Annotated in this window: 21 protein-coding genes; 13 read left to right on the top strand and 8 right to left on the bottom strand. The window is 72.9% G+C overall.

Going from position 1 to position 21,618, the window contains the following annotated elements; translation table 11 throughout:
• Window positions 1-32 precede the first annotated feature (32 nt).
• Together PHK61_RS12350 and PHK61_RS12345 are read left to right on the top strand one after the other, a co-directional pair.
• Window positions 33-1,562 carry a S10 family peptidase gene (locus PHK61_RS12350; protein ID WP_274281274.1) on the top strand — a complete coding sequence of 510 codons (1,530 nt, stop codon included), beginning with the start codon at window positions 33-35 and terminating at the stop codon, window positions 1,560-1,562.
• 2 nt (window positions 1,563-1,564) lie between these two features.
• The gene (locus PHK61_RS12345) at window positions 1,565-2,467 is read left to right on the top strand and encodes a DUF5996 family protein (RefSeq protein WP_337993955.1); all 903 of its coding nucleotides are present in this window, start codon (window positions 1,565-1,567) and stop codon (window positions 2,465-2,467) included.
• Between the two features lie 4 nt (window positions 2,468-2,471).
• Here PHK61_RS12345 and PHK61_RS12340 read toward each other — a convergent pair whose 3' ends face one another.
• Complete coding sequence (locus tag PHK61_RS12340; RefSeq protein ID WP_274281272.1) at window positions 2,472-2,954, bottom strand: VOC family protein; 483 nt, start codon at window positions 2,952-2,954, stop codon at window positions 2,472-2,474.
• Window positions 2,955-3,003: 49 nt separating this feature from the next.
• Here PHK61_RS12340 and PHK61_RS12335 point away from each other — a divergent pair, with 49 nt between their 5' ends.
• Together PHK61_RS12335 and PHK61_RS12330 are read left to right on the top strand one after the other, a co-directional pair.
• Window positions 3,004-3,468 (top strand): MarR family winged helix-turn-helix transcriptional regulator, encoded by a 465-nt coding sequence (locus PHK61_RS12335; RefSeq protein ID WP_274281271.1) that lies wholly within the window; start codon window positions 3,004-3,006, stop codon window positions 3,466-3,468.
• A 289-nt stretch (window positions 3,469-3,757) separates the two neighbouring features.
• On the top strand, window positions 3,758-5,251 hold the full coding sequence (locus tag PHK61_RS12330; protein ID WP_274281270.1) for an HNH endonuclease signature motif containing protein: 1,494 nt from the start codon (window positions 3,758-3,760) through the stop codon (window positions 5,249-5,251).
• Here PHK61_RS12330 and PHK61_RS12325 read toward each other — a convergent pair whose 3' ends face one another.
• From PHK61_RS12325 to PHK61_RS12310, 4 genes are all read right to left on the bottom strand, one after another.
• Complete coding sequence (locus PHK61_RS12325; protein ID WP_274281269.1) at window positions 5,252-5,740, bottom strand: SRPBCC family protein; 489 nt, start codon at window positions 5,738-5,740, stop codon at window positions 5,252-5,254.
• A 134-nt stretch (window positions 5,741-5,874) separates the two neighbouring features.
• A complete protein-coding gene (locus tag PHK61_RS12320) occupies window positions 5,875-6,936 on the bottom strand; it encodes an alcohol dehydrogenase catalytic domain-containing protein (protein ID WP_274281268.1) in 1,062 nt (353 codons plus the stop codon).
• A gap of 13 nt (window positions 6,937-6,949) precedes the next feature.
• A complete protein-coding gene (locus PHK61_RS12315; protein WP_274281267.1) occupies window positions 6,950-8,002 on the bottom strand; it encodes an alpha/beta fold hydrolase in 1,053 nt (350 codons plus the stop codon).
• Window positions 8,002-9,684: a flavin-containing monooxygenase gene (locus tag PHK61_RS12310; RefSeq protein ID WP_274281266.1), complete on the bottom strand. Its 1,683-nt coding sequence runs from the start codon at window positions 9,682-9,684 to the stop codon at window positions 8,002-8,004. Before PHK61_RS12310 ends, PHK61_RS12315 begins: the two co-directional genes overlap by 1 nt.
• Before the next feature lie 272 nt (window positions 9,685-9,956).
• On the opposite strand from PHK61_RS12310, the gene PHK61_RS12305 reads away from it, so the two are divergent.
• Window positions 9,957-10,841 carry a helix-turn-helix transcriptional regulator gene (locus PHK61_RS12305; protein ID WP_274281265.1) on the top strand — a complete coding sequence of 295 codons (885 nt, stop codon included), beginning with the start codon at window positions 9,957-9,959 and terminating at the stop codon, window positions 10,839-10,841.
• On the opposite strand, the gene PHK61_RS12300 is transcribed toward PHK61_RS12305, so the two are convergent.
• Both PHK61_RS12300 and PHK61_RS12295 read right to left on the bottom strand, forming a co-directional pair.
• Window positions 10,838-11,830 carry a substrate-binding domain-containing protein gene (locus tag PHK61_RS12300; RefSeq protein WP_274281264.1) on the bottom strand — a complete coding sequence of 331 codons (993 nt, stop codon included), beginning with the start codon at window positions 11,828-11,830 and terminating at the stop codon, window positions 10,838-10,840. The genes PHK61_RS12305 and PHK61_RS12300 overlap by 4 nt on opposite strands.
• Before the next feature lie 8 nt (window positions 11,831-11,838).
• Window positions 11,839-13,506 (bottom strand): thiamine pyrophosphate-binding protein, encoded by a 1,668-nt coding sequence (locus tag PHK61_RS12295; RefSeq protein WP_274281263.1) that lies wholly within the window; start codon window positions 13,504-13,506, stop codon window positions 11,839-11,841.
• Window positions 13,507-13,572: 66 nt separating this feature from the next.
• Between PHK61_RS12295 and PHK61_RS12290 the strand changes: the two genes are divergently transcribed.
• The 7 genes from PHK61_RS12290 to phtC all read left to right on the top strand — a co-directional run bounded on the left by PHK61_RS12290 (window position 13,573) and on the right by phtC (window position 19,522).
• Window positions 13,573-14,937 (top strand): SLC13 family permease, encoded by a 1,365-nt coding sequence (locus PHK61_RS12290; RefSeq protein ID WP_274281262.1) that lies wholly within the window; start codon window positions 13,573-13,575, stop codon window positions 14,935-14,937.
• Between the two features lie 38 nt (window positions 14,938-14,975).
• Entirely contained in the window at window positions 14,976-15,761 is a 786-nt protein-coding gene (locus tag PHK61_RS12285) for an IclR family transcriptional regulator (RefSeq protein WP_274281261.1), read from the top strand.
• An 85-nt stretch (window positions 15,762-15,846) separates the two neighbouring features.
• On the top strand, window positions 15,847-17,244 hold the full coding sequence (locus PHK61_RS12280) for a Rieske 2Fe-2S domain-containing protein (protein WP_274281260.1): 1,398 nt from the start codon (window positions 15,847-15,849) through the stop codon (window positions 17,242-17,244).
• Window positions 17,241-17,807, top strand: coding sequence for a 3-phenylpropionate/cinnamic acid dioxygenase subunit beta (locus tag PHK61_RS12275; protein WP_274281259.1), 567 nt, complete (start codon window positions 17,241-17,243; stop codon window positions 17,805-17,807). The genes PHK61_RS12280 and PHK61_RS12275 overlap by 4 nt, the downstream gene beginning before the upstream one ends.
• Window positions 17,804-18,031: a dihydrodiol dehydrogenase gene (locus PHK61_RS12270; RefSeq protein ID WP_274281258.1), complete on the top strand. Its 228-nt coding sequence runs from the start codon at window positions 17,804-17,806 to the stop codon at window positions 18,029-18,031. The genes PHK61_RS12275 and PHK61_RS12270 overlap by 4 nt, the downstream gene beginning before the upstream one ends.
• Window positions 18,024-18,803 carry a 3-(cis-5,6-dihydroxycyclohexa-1,3-dien-1-yl)propanoate dehydrogenase gene (gene hcaB, locus PHK61_RS12265; protein WP_274281257.1) on the top strand — a complete coding sequence of 260 codons (780 nt, stop codon included), beginning with the start codon at window positions 18,024-18,026 and terminating at the stop codon, window positions 18,801-18,803. The genes PHK61_RS12270 and hcaB overlap by 8 nt, the downstream gene beginning before the upstream one ends.
• Window positions 18,800-19,522: a 3,4-dihydroxyphthalate decarboxylase gene (gene phtC, locus PHK61_RS12260; protein ID WP_274281256.1), complete on the top strand. Its 723-nt coding sequence runs from the start codon at window positions 18,800-18,802 to the stop codon at window positions 19,520-19,522. The genes hcaB and phtC overlap by 4 nt, the downstream gene beginning before the upstream one ends.
• Here the strand turns inward: phtC and PHK61_RS12255 are convergent.
• Window positions 19,489-20,253, bottom strand: a complete 765-nt coding sequence (locus PHK61_RS12255) for a GntR family transcriptional regulator (protein ID WP_274281255.1) — start codon at window positions 20,251-20,253, stop codon at window positions 19,489-19,491. The two genes, phtC and PHK61_RS12255, sit on opposite strands and share 34 nt — an antisense overlap.
• A gap of 92 nt (window positions 20,254-20,345) precedes the next feature.
• Here PHK61_RS12255 and PHK61_RS12250 point away from each other — a divergent pair, with 92 nt between their 5' ends.
• Window positions 20,346-21,602, top strand: coding sequence for an acyl-CoA dehydrogenase family protein (locus PHK61_RS12250; protein WP_274281254.1), 1,257 nt, complete (start codon window positions 20,346-20,348; stop codon window positions 21,600-21,602).
• The last annotated feature ends 16 nt before the right edge of the window (window positions 21,603-21,618 follow it).

Below are 21,618 nucleotides of genomic sequence, written 5' to 3'. Positions count from 1 at the left end.
GCACCCCGACGGACCCGGCACGAGGAGTGAGCATGAGCAGCGGCGACGCCGCCACGTCCGCACCGTCCGGCGCGGCACCGAGCAGCACCGGCACCACCCATGCGCCGCCCGAGGGCGCCTCGACCACCGGCACCTGGAACGGCGTCGAGTACGCGGCGACCGCGCGGTGGCTCGTGCTCCGCAAGGACGAGAAGCCCACCGCCGAGGTCTTCTCCGTCGCCTACGTCGTGGGCGACGGCGAGGAGCGGCCCGTGACCTTCGTGTTCAACGGCGGCCCGGGCGCGTCGTCGGCGTACCTGCACGTCGGCGCGCTCGGCCCGCAGCGCGTCGACGTTCCCGGCGACGGCACGATGCCCGCCCCGCCGCCGCGGCTCGTGACCAACGACGACTCCTGGCTCGCGTTCACCGACCTCGTGTTCGTCGACCCGGTCGGCACGGGGTTCAGCCGCATGATCGACAAGGACGGCGACGGCGAGGCGTCGAAGGACGCCGACCCGAACGCCTACTTCGGCACCGACCGCGACCTCGCGGCCATGGCCGAGTTCATCGGGCGGTGGCTCAGCGAGAACGGCCGGTGGAGCTCGCCGGTGTTCCTCGCGGGCGAGAGCTACGGCGGCTACCGGGTCGGACGGCTCACCCGGGTCCTGCAGGAGAGCGCGGGCATCGGCATCACCGGCTCGATCCTCATCTCGCCGGCGCTGGAGTTCGCGGGGCTCGCCGTCGGGGCGCTCGGCGGTGGCGACTACGACGTCGTCCCGTGGGTCGACGTGCTACCCACCATGGTCCTCGCCGCGCACCACCACGGGCGCTCGCGGGCGTCCACGCCGGAGACGCCGCTCGCCGAGGTCCGCCGCGCGGCCGAGGAGTTCGCGACCGGCGAGTACGCCGTGTTCCTCACCCGCGGTGCCTCGATGCCGGTCGAGGAGCGCGAGCGCGTCATGCAGCGCCTCGCGGACCTGCTCGGGCTGGCGCCGGCGTTCGTCACCCGCGTCGCGGGGCGGGTGCGGGTCGCCCAGTTCACCCGCGAGCTGCTGCGCGACGAGGGCCGGGTCGTCGGCCGGTACGACGCGACGGTGACCACCACCGACCCGTTCCCCGACCGCGACGTGTTCGCCGGCGGCGATCCCACGCTGACCGGCATCGGCCCGGTCTTCACCGCGGGGGTCAACCGCATCCTGCGCTCGGAGATCGGCGTCGACACCGACCGCGAGTACAAGCTGCTCAACGTCGAGGTGGTCTCGGCGTGGAAGAACGACGCCGCGGGCGTGTACCTGCAGCCGATCCCCGGCGCGACCGACGACTTCCGCTACGGGATGGCGCTGAACCCGCACACGCGGGCGTTCATCACCCACGGCCGCCACGACCTGCAGACGCCGTACTTCGCGACCGACCGCCTGTGCAACCTCATGCGCCTCGACCCGGGCACCGCCGAGCGCCTGACCGTGCACCACTTCGAGGGCGGGCACATGTTCTACGCCTGGACCGAGAGCCGCCGCGCGTTCACGGCGGCGATCGCCCGCTTCGTCGCCGAGGCGACCGGCGCCGACCGCGTACGTTCATGACCATGACCTCGGACGGTTCCTGGCCCTCGCTGCGCGTCGCCGACTGGGAGGACACGCGGGACACGCTGCACATGTGGACCCAGGTGATCGGCAAGCTCCGGCTGGCCGCGGCGCCGATGGTCAACCACTGGTGGCAGGTCCCGCTCTACGTCTCGCCGCGCGGGCTCACGACGTCCTCCGTGCCGTGGGGCCGGCGCCTGTTCGACGCCGAGTTCGACTTCGTCGAGCACCGCCTGCGCCTGCGGGTGAGCAGCGGCGAGGAGCGCACGGTGGCCCTCGAGCCCAAGCCCGTCGCCGCGTTCTGGGAGGAGACCCGGCGCGCCCTCGACGACCTCGGCCTCGACATCCCGATCCGCACGCGGCCCGTCGAGGTCGTGCGCGCGATCCCGTTCGAGGAGGACACCGAGCACGCGAGCTACGACGCCGACGCCGTGCACCGGTTCTGGGGCCAGCTCGTCGCCACCGACCGCGTGCTGTCGACCTTCCGGTCGCGGTTCGTCGGGAAGGTCAGCCCGGTGCACTTCTTCTGGGGCAGCTTCGACATGGCCGTCACCCGCTTCTCGGGCCGGACCGCCCCGGAGCACCCCGGTGGCGCGCCCAACTGCGGGGACTGGGTGATGGTCGAGGGCTACTCGCACGAGCTGTCCAGCGCCGGGTTCTGGCCGGGCGGCGGCGAGGAGGGCGCGTTCTACGCCTACGCCTACCCGGAGCCGGCGGGGTTCGCCCAGCACCCGGTGCGCCCGTCGGAGGCGTACTACTACGAGGCGGGCGGGCAGTTCCTGCTGCCCTACGAGGCCGTGCGCACCAGCGCCGACCCCGAGGGCACCCTCCTCGACTTCCTCCAGGACACCTACGAGGCGGCCGCCGACCGCGGCTCCTGGGACCGGGCGGCGCTGGAGCGGTAGGCCCTCAGAGCACCTGGTGGCCGTACATCTCGCCGAGCGGGTCGGCGATGAGCTCGATGCGCGCGCCGTCGGGGTCGCGGAAGTACACCGACACCCCGCTGTGCACCTCGTGCTCGACCCCGGCGGCCGCGAGGCGCTCGACGAGCTCCTGCCAGCGCGCGGGCTCCACGCTGATCGCCAGGTGGTGCAGCCCGCCCAGGACCTCGGCGTACGGGCCGACGTCGAGGCCCGGGAAGTCGAAGAAGGCGATGAGGTTGCCGTTGCCGATGTCGAAGAAGAAGTGCGACGACCCGGGGTAGTCGCGGTTCTCGATCAGCTCGGTGAGCGGGAACCCGAGGACGTCCTGGTAGAAGCGCACGGTCCGCTCGACGTCGCTCGACACCAGCGCCGTGTGGTGCAGCCCGCGCGCCGTCGACGCCGGCCGCTCGCCGAGGGGCTTGAGGTAGGTGTCGCGGATGCGGTCGCGGGTCTCGGTGATCGTTGACATGTCATCTACTGTGCTCGTCCTTGGGTGATGTGTCAACTATGATGGCGTCATGGCAGACCCCCGGTGGCTCGACGACCACCAGCAGCGCGCGTGGCGCGGTCACCTCGCCATGCAGGCGCGGCTGCACGCCCAGCTCAACCGGCGGCTCCAGGCCGACTCGGGGCTGTCGCTGGCCGACTTCGACGTGCTCGTGGCCCTGAGCGAGCGGGACGGCCCCCTGCGCGTCCAGGAGCTCGCCGACCACCTGCAGTGGGAGAAGAGCCGCCTGTCCCACCAGCTCTCGCGCATGGAGCGACGCGGCCTCGTCGAGCGCCAGGACTGCCCGGACGACGCCCGCGGCGCCCTCGTCGTCCTCGGCGCTGCGGGACGCACCGCGATCGAGCAGGCCGCACCCGCGCACGTCGAGGCGGTGCAGTCGCTCGTGTTCGACGGCCTCGACGCGGCACAGGTCGAGACCTGGGCGGAGATCGCCGACGCCGTGCTCGCGCGCGTCGACGACCGCCCCGCGGGCTGATCGTCGCGCGGAACGGGCCCGGGTCGGCGACCTCGGCGCCGGCGAGCCGGCGAGCCGGTGCTGCGAGTGCTGACCATCGCGGCCAGGGAGGCGAGGTCGGCATGCAGGCGGGACGAGGACCAGCTCGTTGTGCCGACGTGCTGCCGAGCTCCAGGTACGGGTCAGGCGCCACGGTCATGGGGCCGACGCCGGAGGGTGGGTGCACGCGTGTTCCTGCCGCGAGCGGTCTCTGAGACGGTCTCAGTTTCGCGGGTCGGGGTTGTCGGGGGTGTCGGCTAGATTCGAACACATGAGCGAACGCGGGGTCGGGGCGGTGGAGCGTGAGGCTCTCGACCGCGCTACGGCGTGCGTGATCGCCCAGCGTCGCGCCTACCACGCGCGACTGGAAGCCATCGCGACGTTGACCGACCTCGGCACGGCAGGGACCACCGGCTACCGCTCCACCGAGTCGCTGCTGGCCGATCGGGACAACCTCGACCCCGCCGAGGCGAAGCGTCTGGTGGCCGAGGCCGCGGATCTGTGCGCGCGGTCCTCGATTCTCGGTGAGCCGCTGCCCGCGCGGCTGCCCACCACCGGGGAGGCGCTGGCGGCGGGGGTGATCGACCCGGCCCACGTGAAGATCATCCGGGAGACGATGGCGTACCTGGACCGTCTCGACCGGGTCCCGCCCGACGAGTGGGTCGGGGTGGAGCGCACCCTCGCCGAGCACGCCCAGGCGCTGCCGCCGCGGCTGCTGCGCCGGCTCGCGAAGCGGCTGGTCGACCTCTACGATCCCGACGGCGCCGCCCCGCCCGACGGGCAGGACGACTTCGACGAGCTGCGGTTGCACCGCCGCCGTGACGGGTCGCTGGTGTTCACCGGGCGGCTCGGGGATCCGATGGACGCCGAGATGGTCCTCGAGGTGTTCGGGGTCCTCAGTGCGCCTGCTGGCTCCGAGGACGAGCGCGGGATGGTCAAGCGCAACGCCGATGCGTTCAAGGACCTCGTCCAGGACGCCCGCGGCCCCCGCGGTCTGGCCACCGACGTCCGCGCAGGACACGACGAGCCCGACCGCGATGGCGGCTCGCCGGCAGCGAACGCGCCGAGCGAAGGTGACGGCGCGACCGACGACGATGAGGCGAGCAGCCACGAGCCCCCCGATCACGCCGTCGACGGGTCGGCCGAGGTCGGCAACGAGGCCTCCCGCCACGACGGGGACGAGGCCGAGGACGAGGTCCACGGCGACGCGCCGTTGGCGCTGATCCCCGAGCCGCGCCGCCCCGCCCCCGAACGGGGCTGGACCGAGCGGCCCGGCCGCGCTCTGTTGACGGTCACGATCGATCACCGCTGGCTGTGCGCGGCGCTGGCCGGGCGGGGCGGCTACGGCACCCTCGATTCCGGGCTGGCGGTGGACGCGGCCACGGTGCGCCGGTGGGCCTGCGACGCCGACATCGTCCCCATGATCCTGAGCTCCCGGTCCGAGCCCCTCGACGTGGGTCGCGCCCAGCGCACCGCCCCCGACGCCATCCGCCGCGCCCTCAACACGCGTGACGGGGGCTGCGCGTTCCCCGGCTGCGACCGGGCCCCGCGGCGCTGCCAGGCCCACCACGTGCAGAGCTGGCTCGACCGCGGCGCCACCGCGGTGCACACCATGTGCCTGCTCTGCCGCTACCACCACCAGCTGATCCACCACGGCCACTGGACCATCCACATGATCGACGGCCGGCCCTGGTTCACCCCTCCCGGGTTCATCGACCCCGCACAGCGCCCCAGACCCGGCGGACGACCCCACGTCCCCCTCTGATCAACCTGCTTCGCGGACGTCCGTTCCCTGCTCGGCGAACGCCTTGAAGTCCTGCAGGTGCTGGCGCGACTGCTTGCGGAAGGCGCCGCGCATGACGGGCGCCATGAGTCGCATCGGCAGGCCCGTGAACCGGTACTCGTTCTCGCTCTCCCAGAGCGTCGTCTCCGGACCGGCTTCGGTCAGCCGGTCGCGCACGGCACTCCACATGCCCTCGGCGACGATCTCGCGGTCGAAGTGGACGACGCGGTCGCTCGGGATCCCGTGCAGGCTCGCCGGCTCCCGGCGCGTGATGGTCTCGGTGCACTCCATCTCCTGCTGCCCCATCCGCAGCACGACCCGGGACTGGGTGCCGACCTGCCCGTGCATCCCGTTCCGCGGCTCGTGCAGCACCAGGCCTCGTAGCCACTTCGGCAGGTGCGCGGAGTCGGCGAGCAGCTGGACCGCCCTCTCCCGCGGCAGGCCGAGCTCGATCGAGACGGTGTACCTCATGGCGGAGCGCTCCCGGTCTGCCGGCGAGAAGGGCACTCCGACGATATCAGCACGCACTTATAGACGGGTCGTGCTCCGGCAGGATCGTCAGGCCGACGCGCACGCCGACGACCCCGCCGGACACGGCACCGCGCTCAGAACGTGATCAGCGGCTTCACGATCCCGTCGCGCTTCTCGCTCATCATCGCGAAGCCCTCCTCGACCTGGTCGATCCCCATCCGGTGCGTGGTCATCGGGGTCGGGTCGACCTTGCCGTTGACCAGTAGGCGCATGAGGCGTTCCATCCGCAACCGGCCGCCCGGGCAGAGGTCGGTGACGATCTTCTTGCCGGCCATCCCGAGACCCCAGGCGTCGAGCGGCATCGTCACCGTCGGGCCCGACTCGCCGTGGTAGCCGACGTTGGACAGCGTGCCGCCGGGCCGGGTGGCGTAGAGCGCGCCCTCGAAGGTGACCTGGTTGCCCAGCGCCTCGACCGTCGAGTCCGCGCCGCCGTCGGTCAGCTCGACGATCTGCTCGGCGACGTTCCCCGACGCCGGGTCGAGGACGACGTCCGCGCCGAAGCGCCGTGACAGCTCCTGGCGGCCGGGGATGCCCTCGACCGTGATGACGAGCCCGGCGCCGCGCAGCTTCGCGCCGATGGTCGCGGACAGCCCGACCGCGCCCTGGGCGAAGATCGCGACCGTCCCACCGATGGGGATGTTCGCGTTCTCGGAGCCGATGAAGCCGGTCGAGAGCATGTCGCAGGCGTAGACCGCGACCTCGTCGGCGAGACCCTCCGGGATCGGCGCGAGGTTGTAGTCGGCGTCGTTCACGTGGAAGTACTCGGCCATGTTGCCGTCCTTCTGGACGGTGAACCGGTAGCCGCCGAGCGCGCCGCGGCACTGCGAGGTGTAGCCGGCCTGGCAGTTGTCGCACGTCCCGTCCGGGGTGACGGCGTTGACGGCCACGCGGTCGCCGACCCGCACCGACGTCACGCCCTCGCCGATCTCGTGCACGACGCCGACGCTCTCGTGCCCGAGGAGCCGGCCCTCGGGCACCGGCAGCAGGCCGGCGACGGTGTGCACGTCGGACGTGCAGATCAGCGAGGCCGTGGTCCGCACGACCGCGTCGCCCGGGCCCGCGTGCGGGATCGCCCGCTCGACGAGCCCGACCTTGCCCGAGCCCAGGAACGCCAGGGCCTTCATCGTGTCGCTCATGGTCGCGTCCTCCTCATACCGGGGTGTCCAGTAGTTCGCGCAGGTGGGTGTCGATCTGGGGCATGAACTCGGGGTTCACGGCGAAGAGCCCGAGGTGGCCCAGGACGTCGTCGACGACCCGTAGCTCGGAGCCCTTGATCAGGGCCTGCTCGGCGGCGCAGTCGCGCACCGGGAAGAACATGTCCTCGCTGATCGGCATGACGAACGTCTTCGCGGTGATCCGCCCGAGGGCCGCCGCGAGGTCGCCGCCGGTGTGCCGGGCGACGTCGCCGCGCTGCCACTTCCAGGCCATCGCGAGCAGGTCGTCGGGATCCATGGCGGTGAAGTAGGGCTGCAGGAACCCGGAGAGGAACGCGTCCATGTCCTCGAAGCCCAGCGCGGTGTAGACGCGCTGCTTCCAGAACTCCGTGGAGAAGCCCATCACGCCCCACATCCGGGCGTGGCGCTCGAGCCCCGCCACCACCTCGGCGTTCGACGCGTACTCGCCCCCGGCGAACCCGGGATCCGAGGTGATCGCCTCGATCAGGGTGCGCGCGAACAGGAAGTCGTGATCGGTGTTCTGCGCGGTGGCCGCGATCGGGGCGGCGCGGCGCACCTTGTCCGGGAACCGCACCGCCCACTCGTAGGTCTGCTGCGCGCCCATCGACCCGCTGACGACGAGCTCGAGGCGCTCGATCCCGAAGTGCTCGCGCAGCAGCCGCTCCTGCGCGACGACGTCGTCCCCGATGCGGACGTGGGGGAACGCCGACATCGCGATCCCCTCGTTGGCGCCCGCGGCGTTGTGCGGCGAGGTCGACAGCCCGTTGCCGATCTGGTCGACCACGACGATGAAGTACCGCGACGGGTCGAGCGCATGGCCCTCGCCGATGTACAGCTCGCGGAAGATCTGGTGGGTGCCCGAGTACCACGTCGGCACCAGGATCGGCGGGTTGCCGGGCGAGCCGAAGGTCGCCACCGCGAGCCGGCAGTCGGGGATCGCCCCGCCCTCCTCGAGATCCAGCCGCCCGACGCCGACCAGCTCGTACTCGCCGTGGAACTCGGGGGAGTAGTAGGGATTGTCGATCATCACGCCACCGCCCAGGTGTACACGTGCTCGCCGGGCGGCACGGCCTGCCTGTCGATGGCGAAGCCCTCCCAGCCGTTCTCGGCGATCCGGTCGCACTTGGCCCGGTACGGGCCGACGAAGTCGAGGTTCGGCAGGAACTGCCGCGGCTTGCCGGGGATGTTCGCGCCCATGTACCAGGTGTCCGCCGTCGGGAAGAGCGTCGCGTTCGCGATCTCCTGGTTGTAGGCGCACCAGCCGTCCTCGGCCTCCCTGGTCGGCTCGATCCGGGCGGCGCCCCGCGCGCGCAGGTCGTCGATGATCCGGCCGATGTAGTCGACGTGCTGCTCGATCGACACCGGCATGTTCGACAGCACCGACGGGCTCTGCGGGCCGGTCACCGTGAACAGGTTCGGGAAGCCGTGGCTCATCAGCCCGAGGTACGTGCGCGGGCCCTCCGCCCACTTCTCGCGGAGCAGCTGCCCGCCGCGACCGCGGAGGTCGATGCGGTGCAGCGGCCCGGTCATCGCGTCGAAGCCGGTGGCGAACACCAGGGCGTCGACCGTGTACTCGGTGCCGTCGGAGAGCCGCAGCCCGTGCTCGGTGATCGCCGCGATCGGGTTCGACTTCACGTCCACGAGGTGGACGTGGGGTTCGTTGAAGGTCTCGAAGTACCCCGAGTCCAGCGGGTTGCGCTTGCAGCCGAAGGGATGGCCCTTCGGGACGAGCAGCTCCGCGGTCGCGGGGTCGTGCACCTTCTCCCGGATCTTGCGGTCGAGGAACCCCCGCACCAGGTCGTTGGCCTCGGTGGAGAAGAAGATGTCGGCGTAGGAGCCCAGCCAGATGTGGAAGCCGCCGCGGTTCCAGAAGTCCTCGAGCAGCGCCTCGCGCTCCTCGTCGGAGGCGTCGGCCGCACCCTTCTCCTGCAGGTAGAGCTCGAAGCCGAAGTTCGAGTTCTGGATGCGCTCGCGGATGCCGGCCCAGTCCTTCAGACGCTCGGCCTTGACGTCCTCGTCGACCGGTCCGTTGTTGGCCGGGACGATGTAGTTCGCGGTCCGCTGGAATACCGTCAGCTCGGCGGCCTGCGCCGCGATCAGCGGCGTGGCCTGTACGGCGCTGGCGCCGGAGCCGATCATGCCGACCCGCCGGCCGCGGAAGTCCACGTCCTCGTGGGGCCACTCCCCGGTGTGGTAGATCGGGCCGGCGAAGGTGTCGATGCCCGCGAACTGCGGGGTATTCGACGCGGACAGCGCGCCCACCGCGGAGATCACGTAGGTGGCGACGACGGTCTCCCCGCCGTCGGTGGTCACCGTCCAGTGGGCGTGCTCGTCGTCCCAGGTCGCGGCGGTCACCCGCGTGCCGAAGGTGATGTCCTTCGCGAGGTCGAAGCGCTCGGCGACGTGCTCGAGGTAGCGGCGGATGTCGTGCGACTCCGGGTACCGCTCGCTCCACTCCCACGACTCCCAGAGGTCGCGGTCGAAGGTGAAGCCGTAGATGTAGGAGTCCGAGTCCGACCGCGCGCCCGGGTAGCGGTTCCAGTACCAGGTGCCCCCCACCCCGTCGCCGGCCTCGACCACGCGCGTGTGCAGGCCGAGCTCGTCGCGCAGCTTGTGCAGCATGTAGAGGCCCGAGAAGCCGGCGCCGATGATCACCGCGTCCACCGTGTCGGTGCCGCTCCCGGGTGGGCTCTCCGTGGTGGTGGACATCGGCGTCGCTCCTCGTCCCGCAGGGGTGGTGGGAGCACGGTGGGGCCGGCGGGCGGGCGCGGGCTTGGACGATCCGCCGCCGCGATGGGACGGGCTTGCGGTGCCGATCGCGCAGCACCGGCGTCGTCGCAGCTCAGACGGCCCGCGACGGGCGCGAGAAGGACGTTGGACGTGCGCAACCGGGCGTTGGACACCCTTGCTGTCCCCTGGTCCCGTGACCCGGGTCACGCTTACCGTGATGGGGCAGGCACGAACGGTGAGGGGTCGAGCAGATGACCGACGAGCTCATCGTCCCCGACCAACTGCCGACCTGGGTGCCGGGCGACCTCACCGTGTGCAGCCCGGACGACAGCTGGCGGGGCGTCTCGGTCCGTGGCTACCGCTACGAGGACTCGGACGTCGAGGTCCCCGCGATGCGCGACTTCATGGTCGTCGCCTATCGGCGGGGCGTCACCGACATGCGCCGCCGGATCGACAGCACCTGGCACCACGAGCAGCTGCGCCCCGGGGACGTGTCGCTGCTGACACGGGCGGCCGAGTCGCACTGGACGTGGGACACGCCGATCGAGGTCGTGCACGTCTACCTGACCCACGAGCAGCTCGCGGCGACCTGCCGCGAGATGTACGACCGCGAGGTCGAGGACGTCGAGCTGCACGACACCATCAAGGCCGACGACCCCGCCATCCACCGGACCGCGATGACCATCGCCCAGGAGGCGGCGCAGGGCGGCGTCGGCAGCGAGCTGCTGGTCGACGCGCTGACCACCCAGCTCTCGGTGACGATCCTGCGCCGGCACGCGAACATCCTGTTCCGCAGCCCCGACGCGCCCGAGTGCCTGAACTTCCGCCAGGAGCACCTCGTCCGCGACTACATCCAGACCCATCTCCACCAGCGGCTCACGCTCGACGACCTCGCGGCCTCCGTGGGCCTGTCCAAGTTCCACTTCGCGCGCCAGTTCCGCGGCTCGACCGGGACGACGCCCCACGAGTTCGTCCTGCGCCGGCGCCTCGACCGCGCGCGGCTGCTGCTGCAACGCACGAGCACGCCGCTGCCCGAGATCGCCCGGACCTGCGGGTTCGCCGACCAGAGCCACATGAACCGGGTCGTCAAGAAGCGCCTCGGCGCCACCCCGGGGACGATCCGCGCCCAGCGCTAGACCACGTGCGCCTCGTGCGTCGAGGGCACGAACAGCTCGTCGGGGGTGAGGCGTCGCGCCGTCAGCCCCTGCTCGTGCGCGTGGCGCAGGAACGTGGTGAGCACGTGCCGGTTGGGCTCGAGCCCGTAGGGCCAGAAGTCGTGCCCGAGCAGGGCGCGCACGCGGGCGATCTCGTCGTAGAGCCAGGGCAGCATCGTCGGGTTCGCCGCGACCTCGTCGAGCCGCTCCTCGGTGACGGCCTTGGCGCGGCAGAACGCGTCGGTCAGTGAGCGGGCGAGCCACGGGACGCGCTCGTGCACGTCGGCGCGCAGGACGATCACGTGCATGATCGGGAAGATGCCGGTGGCCGCGGCGTAGTTCTCCTCGGCGGCGCGGGGGTCGGCGAACAGGCGCGCGACGGCCGGGTTCCCCTCGCGCAGCGGGCGCGGCGTGCGGGGGGCGTAGAGCGCGTCGATCTCCCCGGTGACGAGCATGTCCGCGAGCGTGCGGTCCGGCGGGATCGGCGCGACGTCGATCTCCGGGGGCAGGGCGAGCGCCTGCTTCTCGACGCGGCCCGGGGCGTGCATGCCGCCGGTGCGGTAGCGCACCGAGGCCACGGGGACGTCGTGGTGGTCGGCGAGGATGCCGCGGATCCACACGCACGCCGTCAGCTGGTACTCGGGCACGCCGACGACGCGCCCGGCCAGGTCGGCGGGCTCGCGGATGCCGGCGCCGGTGTGCACGTAGATCCCGTGGTGGCGGAAGGCGCGCGAGGGGAAGACCGGGATCGCGACGAAGGGGCGGTCCCCGGCGGCGACGCGCGTCACGAAGGACGCCAGCGACATCTCGGCCGCGTCGAACTCGCCGTGGCGCAGCATGCGGAAGAACGTCTCCTCGACCGGGAGCCGCAGGTAGGTGAGGTCGACGCCGTCGACGGTGACCGTGCCGTCCTCGAGCGCGCGGGTGCGGTCGTAGTCCCAGCAGGCCAGCGTGACCGGGATGCGGGTCATCGCCGATCTCACCGCGACGCCGGCGGGACCAGGCCGGGCGGCAGCCCGTACATCGGGTCCTGGATGACGTCGATCACCGCGGGCAGGTCCTGGTCGAGGGCCGCGCGCAGCGCCGGGGCGAGCTCCTCGTCGCGCTCGACGCGGACCCCGAACCCGCCCAGCGACCGCGCGAACGCCGCGAGGTCGGCGTTGCCGTAGAAGACGCCGAGGTAGCGCTCCTCGTGGGCGAGGCGCTGGCGGTCGCGGGTGTTGCCGTAGGCGTTGTTGTTCATCACGACGTTGACGACCGGGATGCCCTCGCGCACGCAGGTCTCGAGGTCCTGGGCGACCATCCAGAAGCTGCCGTCGCCGCTGACGCACACCGCGCGGCGCGCGGGGTCGGCGAGCGTCAGGCCCATGGCGGCGGGCAGGCCCCACGCCATCGCCCCACCGGCGGAGCCGGAGAAGCGCCCGGGCCCGGGCAGGCGCAGGTAGCGGTGGGTCCACGGCCCGAAGCTCGGCGCGTCCTGGACGAGCCGGACGTCGTCGCGCTCGGCGAGGGGCTGCAGGGCCGCGACGGCCGCGCGGCTGCTCACCCCGCCGCGGGGGTCGTCGGCGTCGAGCACGGGGGAGTCGGGCGACGACGCCTCCTCGTACTCCACGCGCAGCCGTTTCCGCCGGTCGAGGCGCTCCGCCGGCGGCGCCGGCAGGGCCGCGGTCAGGGCGGTCGCGGCCGCCGCGGCGTCGGCGACCAGGCCGATCTCGGGCACGTACACGCGACCCAGCTCGACGGGGTCGACGTCGACGTGCACGAGGCGGACGTCCTCGGCGAGCAGCGTCCAGCGCCGGGTGCTGAACTCGGAGAACCGGCAGCCCAGCGCCACCACGACGTCGGCCTCCGCGGCGGCGCGCCAGGTGACGTCGTGGACCCCGTAGCCCAGCGACCCGAGGTACGCGGGGTGGTCGTGGGACACCGCGCCCTGGCGCAGCCAGGTGGTCACCAGCGGTGCGCCCGCCCGGTCGGCGAGCGCCGTCAGCACCCCGGGCGCCCCGGCGGCCCCGCCGCCGACGATCACGAGCGGACGGGCCGCCTCGGCGATCACCGCGGCCGCCGCGGCGACGCCCTCGGCGTCGGGTGCCGGCGGCCGGGCGCGCCACCGGCGGGCGGGAGCGACGCCCTCGACCGTGTCCTGCAGGACGTCGAGGGGCAGCGACACCACGACCGGCCCGGGCCGCCCGGTCACCGCGGTGCGGACCGCGCGCTGGAGCAGCTCGGGGATGCGGTCGGCGCGCCGGACCTCGACCGCCCACTTGCTCATCGGCCGGAAGGTGGCGACGACGTCGGCCTCCTCGAAGGCGCGGCGCTCGACGATCCGGTCGGCGACCTGCCCGACGAGCAGCAGCATCGGCACCGACTCGTCGTAGGCGTTCTGCACGGCGATGGCCGCGTTCGCCGCGCCCGGTCCCCGCGAGACCAGGCACGCGCCGAGCCCGCCCCCGCGCGACAGCCCGTCGGCGAGGAACCCCGCCACCTGCTCGTGGCGCGTCGCCAGGTAGCGGACGCGGTCGTGGCGGGCGATCGCGTCGATCACGTCCATGACCGTCGTGCCGGGCACGCCGGCGACGACGTCGACGCCCTCGGCGGCCAGGCAGGCGACGACCAGGTCGGCACCGGTGCTCCCTGTGACGGTTGACACGGGTCGAGCCTGCCAGACACTCTTCTCCACCGCAGAGAACCTTTCTGCTGGACGGGAGTGGTGATCGTGTCCATCCACGTCATCGGGGTCGTCGGCCTGGTGCTGGTCTTCGTGATCGGCACGCTGCGCCCGGTCAACATCGGCGTCCTCGCCCTCATCGCCACGTTCCTCGTCGGGACGCTGGTGGCCGGCGAGGGCGTCGACGACCTGCTGTCCGGCTTCCCTCCCGACCTGTTCGTGCTGCTCGTGGGCGTGACCTACCTGTTCGGGCTGGTCACGGTGAACGGCACGCTCGCCTGGCTGCTCGACCGCGCCTGCGGGCTGCTGGGCGACCGGCCGGCGCTGGTGCCCTGGCTGATCTTCCTGTTCGCGGCGATCCCGACCCTGGCCGGCGCGCTCGGTCCGGCGGGCGTGGCCATGCTCGCCCCGCTGTGCATGGGGCTGGGGGAGCGCTACGGCATCGACCGCCGGCTGTCCGCGCTGATGGTCATCCACGGCTCGTCGGCGGGGAACTTCTCGCCGCTCAACGGGCTCGCGGTGATCGTCAACCGGGCCGCCGGGGCCGCCGGGCTCGACGTCGCGCCGGCGCAGCTGTTCTTCGGCAACCTCGCCGCCAACCTGGTGCTCGGCGCCGTCGCCTACGTCCTGTTCGGCGGCCTGCGCCTGCGTCACGAGCGGGGCACGGTGCGGCCCGAGGGGCCGGTCGGGGAGACCGTGGCCGCCACGGGCTCGGGTCCCGGCGCCACCCCGGCCCCGCCGCGCCCCGACGGTGCCGTCGCGACGGCGACGGCCGGCTCCACCGGCACCCTCACCGACACCGTCGCTCCCCGCACCACCCTGCGCGTCGACCAGTGGATCTCGCTGGCCGTGGTCGTCGCGGTCGCGGTCGGCGCGCTGGTGTTCGGTGCCGAGATCGGGTTCCTCGCGCTGCTCGGCGCCGCGCTGCTGCACCTCGCGTTCCCGGAGCGGGTCAAGGGCGCCGACAAGCGCATCGTCTGGTCGGTCGTCCTGCTGATCTGCGGCGTCGTCACCTACGTCGAGGCGCTCGAGCGCTACGGCACGATCGACGCCGTCGGCCGCGGCATCTCCGGGCTCGGCGTGCCGCTGCTCGTCGCGTTCCTGCTCTGCCTGGTCGGCGCGGCGACGTCGGCGTTCGCGTCCAGTGCGGGGTTGCTCGGGGTGCTCATCCCGCTCGCGGCGCCGTTCCTGGTCAGCGGGGAGATCGGGGCGGCCGGGGTGATCGTCGCGCTCGCGATCTCGGCGACCGTCGTCGACTCGACGCCGTTCTCCTCGGTCGGCGCGCTGACCCTCGCCAACGCCCCGGAGGAGGGGCGGCCGCAGGTGTTCCGGACGCTCCTGGCGTGGGGGCTCACGCTCATCGTCGTGGCGCCGGTGCTCTGCTGGGTGGCGTTCATCCTGCCGGCGTCGTGACCGTCTTCTGCACAGCAGAGTGTCCGTAGGCTCGGCGCATGGACCGCGCCGCGCCGGCACCCGAGTACGGGTCGACGCCGCAGTACCCGATCGACTCGGTCGACAACGCCCTCAAGGTGCTGCTGCTGCTGGGCAGCCAGCCGCGGCTGCGGCTGACCGACGTCAGCCAGTACCTCGGGGTCGCCACCTCGACCGCCCACCGGCTGCTCGCGATGCTGCAGTACCGCGGGTTCGTGCGGCAGGACGCCGCGACGCGCAGCTACGTGCCCGGCCCGTCGCTCGACGACGTCGCGCTCGGCATCCTGCGCCGCCTCGACGTGCGCACCCAGGCGCGCCCGGTGCTGGAGAAGCTCAACGCGACGCTCGAGGAGACCGTGCACCTCGGGCGGCTCGAGGGCGACCACGTGCACTTCATCGACTCGCTCGAGAGCAGCCGGGCCCTGCGCGTCGGCGGGCGTCTGGGCCGGTCGGTGCCGGCGCACTGCACGTCGAACGGCAAGGCGATGCTGGCCACGCTCACCGACGACGAGGTGCGCGCGCTCTACCCCGACGAGGCGCTCGTGCAGATGACGCCGCACTCGATCGGCACGCGCACCGAGCTGCTCGAGCACCTCGAGGCGATCCGCCGCGCCGGCTACGCGACCAGCCAGGAGGAGAGCGAGGAGGGGGTCGGCTCGATCGCCGTCGCGCTCTCCGCCGCCCGCACACCCCGGCACGCCGTCAACGCGTCGGGGCCGGTGAGCCGGCTCGGGGAGCCGCGCTGGTCGGCGATGCTCGAGGCCGTGCGCGAGGCCGCGCGGGAGATCGACGCGCTGCTGCTCTGACGTGCACGGCTTGACGACCCCGCCGTCTGTCCCGCAACCTCTACACAGAGGAGAAGCTATCTGCTGAGCAGAAAAGGAGCTCCGCATGCGGGATCAGGGAGCCGTCCTCGAGGACGTGCGGCAGGGGATGATCCCCGCGCACATCTACAACGACGACGAGATCTTCGCCCTCGAGCGGGAGCGCGTCTTCGGGCGCTCGTGGCTGTTCCTCGCGCACGAGTCGGAGATCCCGCGCCCGGGCGACTACGTCGTGCGCCGGGTCGTCGACGACTCGTTCATCGTCAGCCGCGACGAGTCCGGCGTGGTGCGCGCGATGTTCAACATGTGCCTGCACCGCGGGATGCAGGTCTGCCGCGCCGAGATGGGCAACGCGTCGCACTTCCGCTGCCCGTACCACGGGTGGTCGTATAAGAACGACGGCCGCCTCGTCGGGCTGCCCTTCCACGGCGAGGCCTACGGCGGCGAGGAGGGGTTCCGCAAGAAGGGACAGGCCCTGCTGCCCGCCCCGTCGCTCGACACCTACAACGGGCTGATCTTCGTCAGCCTCGACCCCGCGGCGCCGCCGCTGCGCGAGTACCTGGGCGACTTCGCGTTCTACCTGGACTTCTACACGCAGCAGAGCCCCGAGGGCATCGAGCTCGTCGGGCCGCAGCGGTGGCGCGTGAAGGCCAACTGGAAGATCGGCGCGGAGAACTTCGCCGGCGACAGCTACCACACGCCGCACACGCACTCGAGCGTCGTGGAGATCGGGCTCTTCCGCGAGCCGAAGGCGTCGAAGCGCAAGGAGGGCGCGCTCTACTGGGCGGGCCGCGGCGGCGGGACCACCTACAAGCTCCCGCCCGGCACCCTCGACGAGCGCCTGCGCTACGTCGGCTACCCCGACGAGATGATCGCCCGGATGCGCGCGACGTGGAGCGACGCGCACCTGGCGATGGTCGGCGACGACGGCTTCATGGTCTCGGCGGCCTCGGTGTTCCCGAACCTCTCGCTGGTGCACAACTGGCCCAAGGTCGAGAACACCGACTCCGACGAGGTGGTCCCGTTCATCTCGCTGCGCCAGTGGCAGCCGGTCGCGGCCGACGAGACCGAGGTGCTCTCGTGGTTCGCGGTGGACCGGGGCGCCCCGGAACGGTTCAAGGAGCTCTCGTACAAGGCGTACCTGATGTGCTTCGGGTCGACCGGGATGTTCGAGCAGGACGACGTCGAGAACTGGGTGTCGATCACCTCGACGGCGGCGGGCTCGATGGCGCGGCGCCTGCGGCTCAACAGCCGGATGGGCCTGCTCGCCGACGACAAGCCCGTGTCGCCGCCGCTCGCGCACTTCTCCGGGCCGGGCGTCGCCCACGTCGGGTTCGGCGAGCACAACCAGCGCGCCATGCTCCGGGCCTGGGCCGACGCCCTCGAGGCGCCGCCACCGGCCGTCGGCACGGTCGATCTCGGCAGTGGCGACCTCGGGGGGCTCGAGCAGGGAACACGGCCGTGACCGCGCCGTCGCCCCGCACCGTCGCGCGCTGCCTGTCGTTCGGCGACCCCCGCCACCTGGAGGCGCACCAGTTCCTCGTCGACGAGGCCGCGCTGCTCGACACCCAGGACTACGACACCTGGATGTCCCTGCTCACCGCCGACGTCCGCTACCTGATGCCGGTGCGCGTCTCGACGGCGCGCGGCGCGGGGTTCGACACCGCGCCCGGCATGGCCCACTTCGACGAGGACCACTACTCGCTCTCCCGGCGCGTGGCCCGGTTCGCCACCGAGCACGCCTGGACCGAGGACCCGCCCTCGCGCCTGCGCCACCACGTCGGCAACGTGCGCACGTTCCCGCTGGACCACACCGAGGACGAGATCGTCGTCGAGTCCGCGGTGCTGCTCTTCCGCAGCCGCGGCGACGTCCGCGAGCCCTCGCTGATCTCGGCGGGACGCGAGGACGTGCTGCGCCGGGACCCCACGCGCGCCGCCCCGTCGGCGGGGCACTGGATGCTCGCGCGCCGCACGGTCAGCGTCGACGAGTCGGTGCTGCGCACCCAGAACCTGGCGATCTTCCTGTGAGCGGGGACGAGCCCATCGTGCTGGGCAACGAGTTCGCCGAGGTCCGCGTGCGCAAGGTCGAGACGCGCAACGGGGCGCGGCTGCTCATCGAGTCGCCGCGCTCCGGGCAGTGGGTGTCGCTGTGCCCCCTCGAGCTCGAGGCGCTGACATGGCAGTCCGACGACGTGTTCTCGGCGATGATCGGCAACCCGTACGGCCCGCTGGTCACCGACGCCGATGACTGACTGGCTCGCCGGGCGCCGCGCGCTCGTCGTGGGCGCGGGGTCGGGCATCGGGCGGGCCGTGGTCGACGCGTTCCACGCCGAGGGCGCGCGGGTCGCCGCCCTGGAGAAGGACGCCGACAAGGCGGCCGCGCTGCGGTCCGCCGCGGTCCCTGTCGTCACCGGCGACGCCACCACCCGCGCCGACAACGAGCGCGCGGTCGCCACGACGGTCGAGGCGTTCGGCGGGCTGGACCTGTTCGTCAGCTGCGTCGGGATCTTCGACTTCTACCGCGGGCTCGCCGACATCGACCCCGACGTGCTGGACGCCGCCTTCGACGAGGTGTTCGCCGTCAACGTCAAGAGCCACCTGCACGGCGTGCGCGCGGCGCTCGACCAGCTGCGCACCCACCGCGGCGCGGTCGTGCTCACCGCGTCGACCTCGTCGTTCTACCCGGGCCGCGGCGGGGTGCTGTACGTCGGCTCGAAGTTCGCCGTGCGCGGGCTGGTCACCGCGCTGGCCCACGAGCTCGCCCCCGAGGTGCGGGTGAACGCCGTCGCGCCGGGCGGCACGGTGCACACCGACCTGCGCGGCGCCGCGAGCCTGGGGCAGGCCGACCGGCGCCTCGCCGACACCCCCGACCGCGCCGCCGAGCTGGCCGCGCGCGTGCCGCTGCAGGTGGCGCTGACCGCGCAGGACCACGCGTGGAGCTACGTCGCGCTCGCCTCGGAGCGCTCGCGGGGGATCACCGGTGACGTCGTGCACCCCGACGGCGGGATCGGGGTCAAGGGATGAGCGATCTCGACGAGCGGCGCGCCCTCGTCGCCACCGCGTGCCGCGTGCTCGCCCACCGCGGGCTCGCGCCGGGGGTGCTCGGGCACGTCAGCCTGCGGGTGGGCGAGGACCGGGCCCTGGTCCGGTGCCGCGGCCCGCGGGAGCGGGGGCTGGCGTGGACCACGCCCGACGACGTGCGCACGGTGACCCTGGAGGGGGAGCTCCTCGACGGCGCCGACGAGGGCTACGCGGTCCCCAACGAGCTGCCGCTGCACACCGAGGTGCTGCGCGCGCGCCCCGACGTCGACGCCGTCGTGCACGCCCACCCGTCCGACACCGTCGCCGCCGACCTCGCGGGCCTCGTCCTGCGCCCGATCGTCGGCGCCTTCGACATTCCCGGCGCGCACCTGGCCGCCGGCGGGGTGCCGGTGTACCCGCGGGCGGTGCTCGTGCGGAACCGGGAGCTGGCGGGCGCGATGGTGGCGGCGCTGGGCGACCGGCCCGTCGTGCTCCTGCGGGGCCACGGCCTGACCGCGACCGGGCGCTCGGTCGAGCAGGCCGTGCTGCGCGCCCGCAGCGTCGACACCCTCGCCGCGATGACGCTCGCCGTCGCCCGCGCCGGCGGCATCCCCCGCGAGCTGCCGCCCGAGGACCTCGCCGAGCTCCCCGACCTCGGCGGCGGCTTCACCCTCGACACCGCCTGGCGTCACGAGGTGGCGAGCCTGCCCCCGGGCTCCTGATCGCGGCCGCTCCACCGCTGCCGGCGCGCGGCGTCGAGCGTGCGCATCTCGTGCAGCATCGTGGCGAGGTTGTTCTCGAGGTGCTCGCGCACGGCGTCGCGCACGCGCTGCGGGTCCCGGGAGCGCGCGGCGTCGACGAGCGCGTCGTGGACGTGCGCGCGGTGGGCCGCGAACGACTCGGGCGCCTCGACCGGGTCGAAGACCAGGCGCGTGTAGCGCTCGGAGGCGTCCCAGAGCGGGGCGAGCATCCGCCGGTCCCAGTCGCTCGCGGCCGGCTCGATCATCGCCGCGTGGAACGCGCGGTGCGGCGCCCAGAACGCCTCCTGGAGCACCTCGCCGAACGTCTCGCGCACCAGGGCGTCGAGGTGGGCGATCTCCTCGTCGGTGCGGTGCGGGGCCGACAGCGCGGCGAGCTCGGGCTCGACGGTGATGCGCAGCCGGTAGATCGCGCGCAGGTCGTCGGGGTCGAGCGGGGTGACGATCGCGCTGCGCGACGGGCTCAGCGTGATCAGCCCCTGGGCCTCGAGCTGGCGCAGCGCCTCGCGCACCGGCACGTGGCTGACCCCGAGCTGCTCGGTGAGCGCCGGAACCGTGAACGGGCGCCCCGGCGGCAGCTCGCCGGACAGGATCGACCGGCGGATCTCGTGCAGCACGAGGTCCACGGCCGACGCCTTGCGCGACGCGACCGAGCGCAGGCCACCGTCCACCGCCACCCCCTGCTGATCCGGCATGCGCGGCATCGTAGCGCGCGTTGACATCTTATAACTTAGCACCGTAGCGTCCGGCTCGTGGCCCAGGTCACGCTCACCCGGAGGTTCAACCCATGACCACGACGTCCGTGCCCCCGATGTCCGCACCCGCTCTGTCCACGTTCTCGCTCGACCGCCCCGGCACGTCCGACGCCGCCCGCGCCCTGCGCGCCGACCTGGTCGGCCGGGCGCGCGCGATCGTCCCGGAGCTGGCGCGTCACGCGACCCGCACCGAGGAGGACCGACGGGTCCCGGACGAGGTCATCGCGCTGATCGACGAGGCCGGCCTCTTCTCGATCATGAAGCCGCGGCGTCTCGGCGGCCTCGAGACCGACATCCGCACCAAGCTCGAGGTGTCCCGCGAGCTCGCCCGCGGCTGCGGCTCGACGGCGTGGGTGACGACGCTGATGAACGTCTGCTCGTTCTTCGCCGGGCTCTTCGGCGACCGCGCCCAGCGCGACCTGTGGGAGGACACGCCGGGCACCCGCATCGCCGGCGTGCTCGCCCCGTCGGCCGAGGCGACGAAGGTCGACGGCGGCTACCGCGTGACCGGGTCGTGGGGCTGGGCGTCGGGCTGCCTGCACGCGCAGTGGGCCGTGGTCGGCTTCCCGGTGCCCGACGAGCGCGGCGAGGTCGTCGACCAGGGCCTGGCGCTGGTGCCGATGAGCGAGCTCACGATCACCGACACGTGGTTCGTCGCCGGCATGCGCGGCACGGGCTCGAACACCCTGGTCGCGCGCGACGTGCTGATCCCGGAGCACCGGGTCGTCTCGGTCCCGGCCGCGATCGGCGGGCGCTACGCCACCGAGCACACCGACGAGGTGCTCTACCGCTCGGCGTTCGTCCCGGTCGCCGCGCTCGTCCTCGCCGGCCCGCAGCTCGGGCTCGCCCAGGCCGCGCTCGACCTCGTCATCGAGAAGGCGCCGAAGCGGTCGGTCTCCTACACCTTCTACGACGTCCAGACCGACGCCCCGACGTTCCAGCTCGCCGTGGCCAAGGCGGCCTCGCTCGTGGACGCGGCGCACCTGTTCGCCTACCGCGCCGCCGCCGACATCGACCAGGCGGCCGCCGACGGCGTGTACCCCGACTACGCGGCCCGGGCCCGGGTGCGGATGGACACCGGCGCGGCGATCGAGAACGCGCGCGAGGCGATCCGGACGCTCGTCTCGGCCCACGGCGCCGGGTCGTTCGCCGAGGCGAGCCCCCTGCAGCGGATCTGGCGCGACTCCGAGGTCGCCTCGCGCCACGCGGTCATCAGCCCGGCGATCTCCACCGAGGTCTACGGCCGGGCCCTGCTCGGCCTGACCGACGGCGTCACAGCGCTCGTCTAGAGAGAGGACGTACTCC

Source organism: Actinomycetospora lutea, from assembly GCF_028737205.1.
GTDB classification, from domain to species: domain Bacteria; phylum Actinomycetota; class Actinomycetes; order Mycobacteriales; family Pseudonocardiaceae; genus Actinomycetospora; species Actinomycetospora lutea.
This window is presented reverse-complemented; position numbering and strand designations above follow the sequence as displayed.

Bases quoted from the DNA above. Each gene is read 5' to 3' on its own strand.
- PHK61_RS12345 (WP_337993955.1), top strand. From the start codon at position 1,565: ATGACCTCGGACGGTTCCTGGCCCTCGCTGCGCGTCGCCGACTGGGAG.
- hcaB (WP_274281257.1), top strand. From the start codon at position 18,024: ATGACTGACTGGCTCGCCGGGCGCCGCGCGCTCGTCGTGGGCGCGGGG.
- PHK61_RS12300 (WP_274281264.1), bottom strand. From the start codon at position 11,830: ATGACCCGCATCCCGGTCACGCTGGCCTGCTGGGACTACGACCGCACC.
- PHK61_RS12250 (WP_274281254.1), top strand. From the start codon at position 20,346: ATGACCACGACGTCCGTGCCCCCGATGTCCGCACCCGCTCTGTCCACG.
- PHK61_RS12335 (WP_274281271.1), top strand. From the start codon at position 3,004: ATGGCAGACCCCCGGTGGCTCGACGACCACCAGCAGCGCGCGTGGCGC.
- PHK61_RS12330 (WP_274281270.1), top strand. From the start codon at position 3,758: ATGAGCGAACGCGGGGTCGGGGCGGTGGAGCGTGAGGCTCTCGACCGC.
- PHK61_RS12315 (WP_274281267.1), bottom strand. From the start codon at position 8,002: ATGATCGACAATCCCTACTACTCCCCCGAGTTCCACGGCGAGTACGAG.
- PHK61_RS12280 (WP_274281260.1), top strand. From the start codon at position 15,847: ATGCGGGATCAGGGAGCCGTCCTCGAGGACGTGCGGCAGGGGATGATC.
- phtC (WP_274281256.1), top strand. From the start codon at position 18,800: ATGAGCGATCTCGACGAGCGGCGCGCCCTCGTCGCCACCGCGTGCCGC.
- PHK61_RS12310 (WP_274281266.1), bottom strand. From the start codon at position 9,684: ATGTCCACCACCACGGAGAGCCCACCCGGGAGCGGCACCGACACGGTG.
- PHK61_RS12305 (WP_274281265.1), top strand. From the start codon at position 9,957: ATGACCGACGAGCTCATCGTCCCCGACCAACTGCCGACCTGGGTGCCG.
- PHK61_RS12255 (WP_274281255.1), bottom strand. From the start codon at position 20,253: ATGCCGGATCAGCAGGGGGTGGCGGTGGACGGTGGCCTGCGCTCGGTC.
- PHK61_RS12325 (WP_274281269.1), bottom strand. From the start codon at position 5,740: ATGAGGTACACCGTCTCGATCGAGCTCGGCCTGCCGCGGGAGAGGGCG.
- PHK61_RS12340 (WP_274281272.1), bottom strand. From the start codon at position 2,954: ATGTCAACGATCACCGAGACCCGCGACCGCATCCGCGACACCTACCTC.
- PHK61_RS12285 (WP_274281261.1), top strand. From the start codon at position 14,976: ATGGACCGCGCCGCGCCGGCACCCGAGTACGGGTCGACGCCGCAGTAC.
- PHK61_RS12350 (WP_274281274.1), top strand. From the start codon at position 33: ATGAGCAGCGGCGACGCCGCCACGTCCGCACCGTCCGGCGCGGCACCG.
- PHK61_RS12320 (WP_274281268.1), bottom strand. From the start codon at position 6,936: ATGAGCGACACGATGAAGGCCCTGGCGTTCCTGGGCTCGGGCAAGGTC.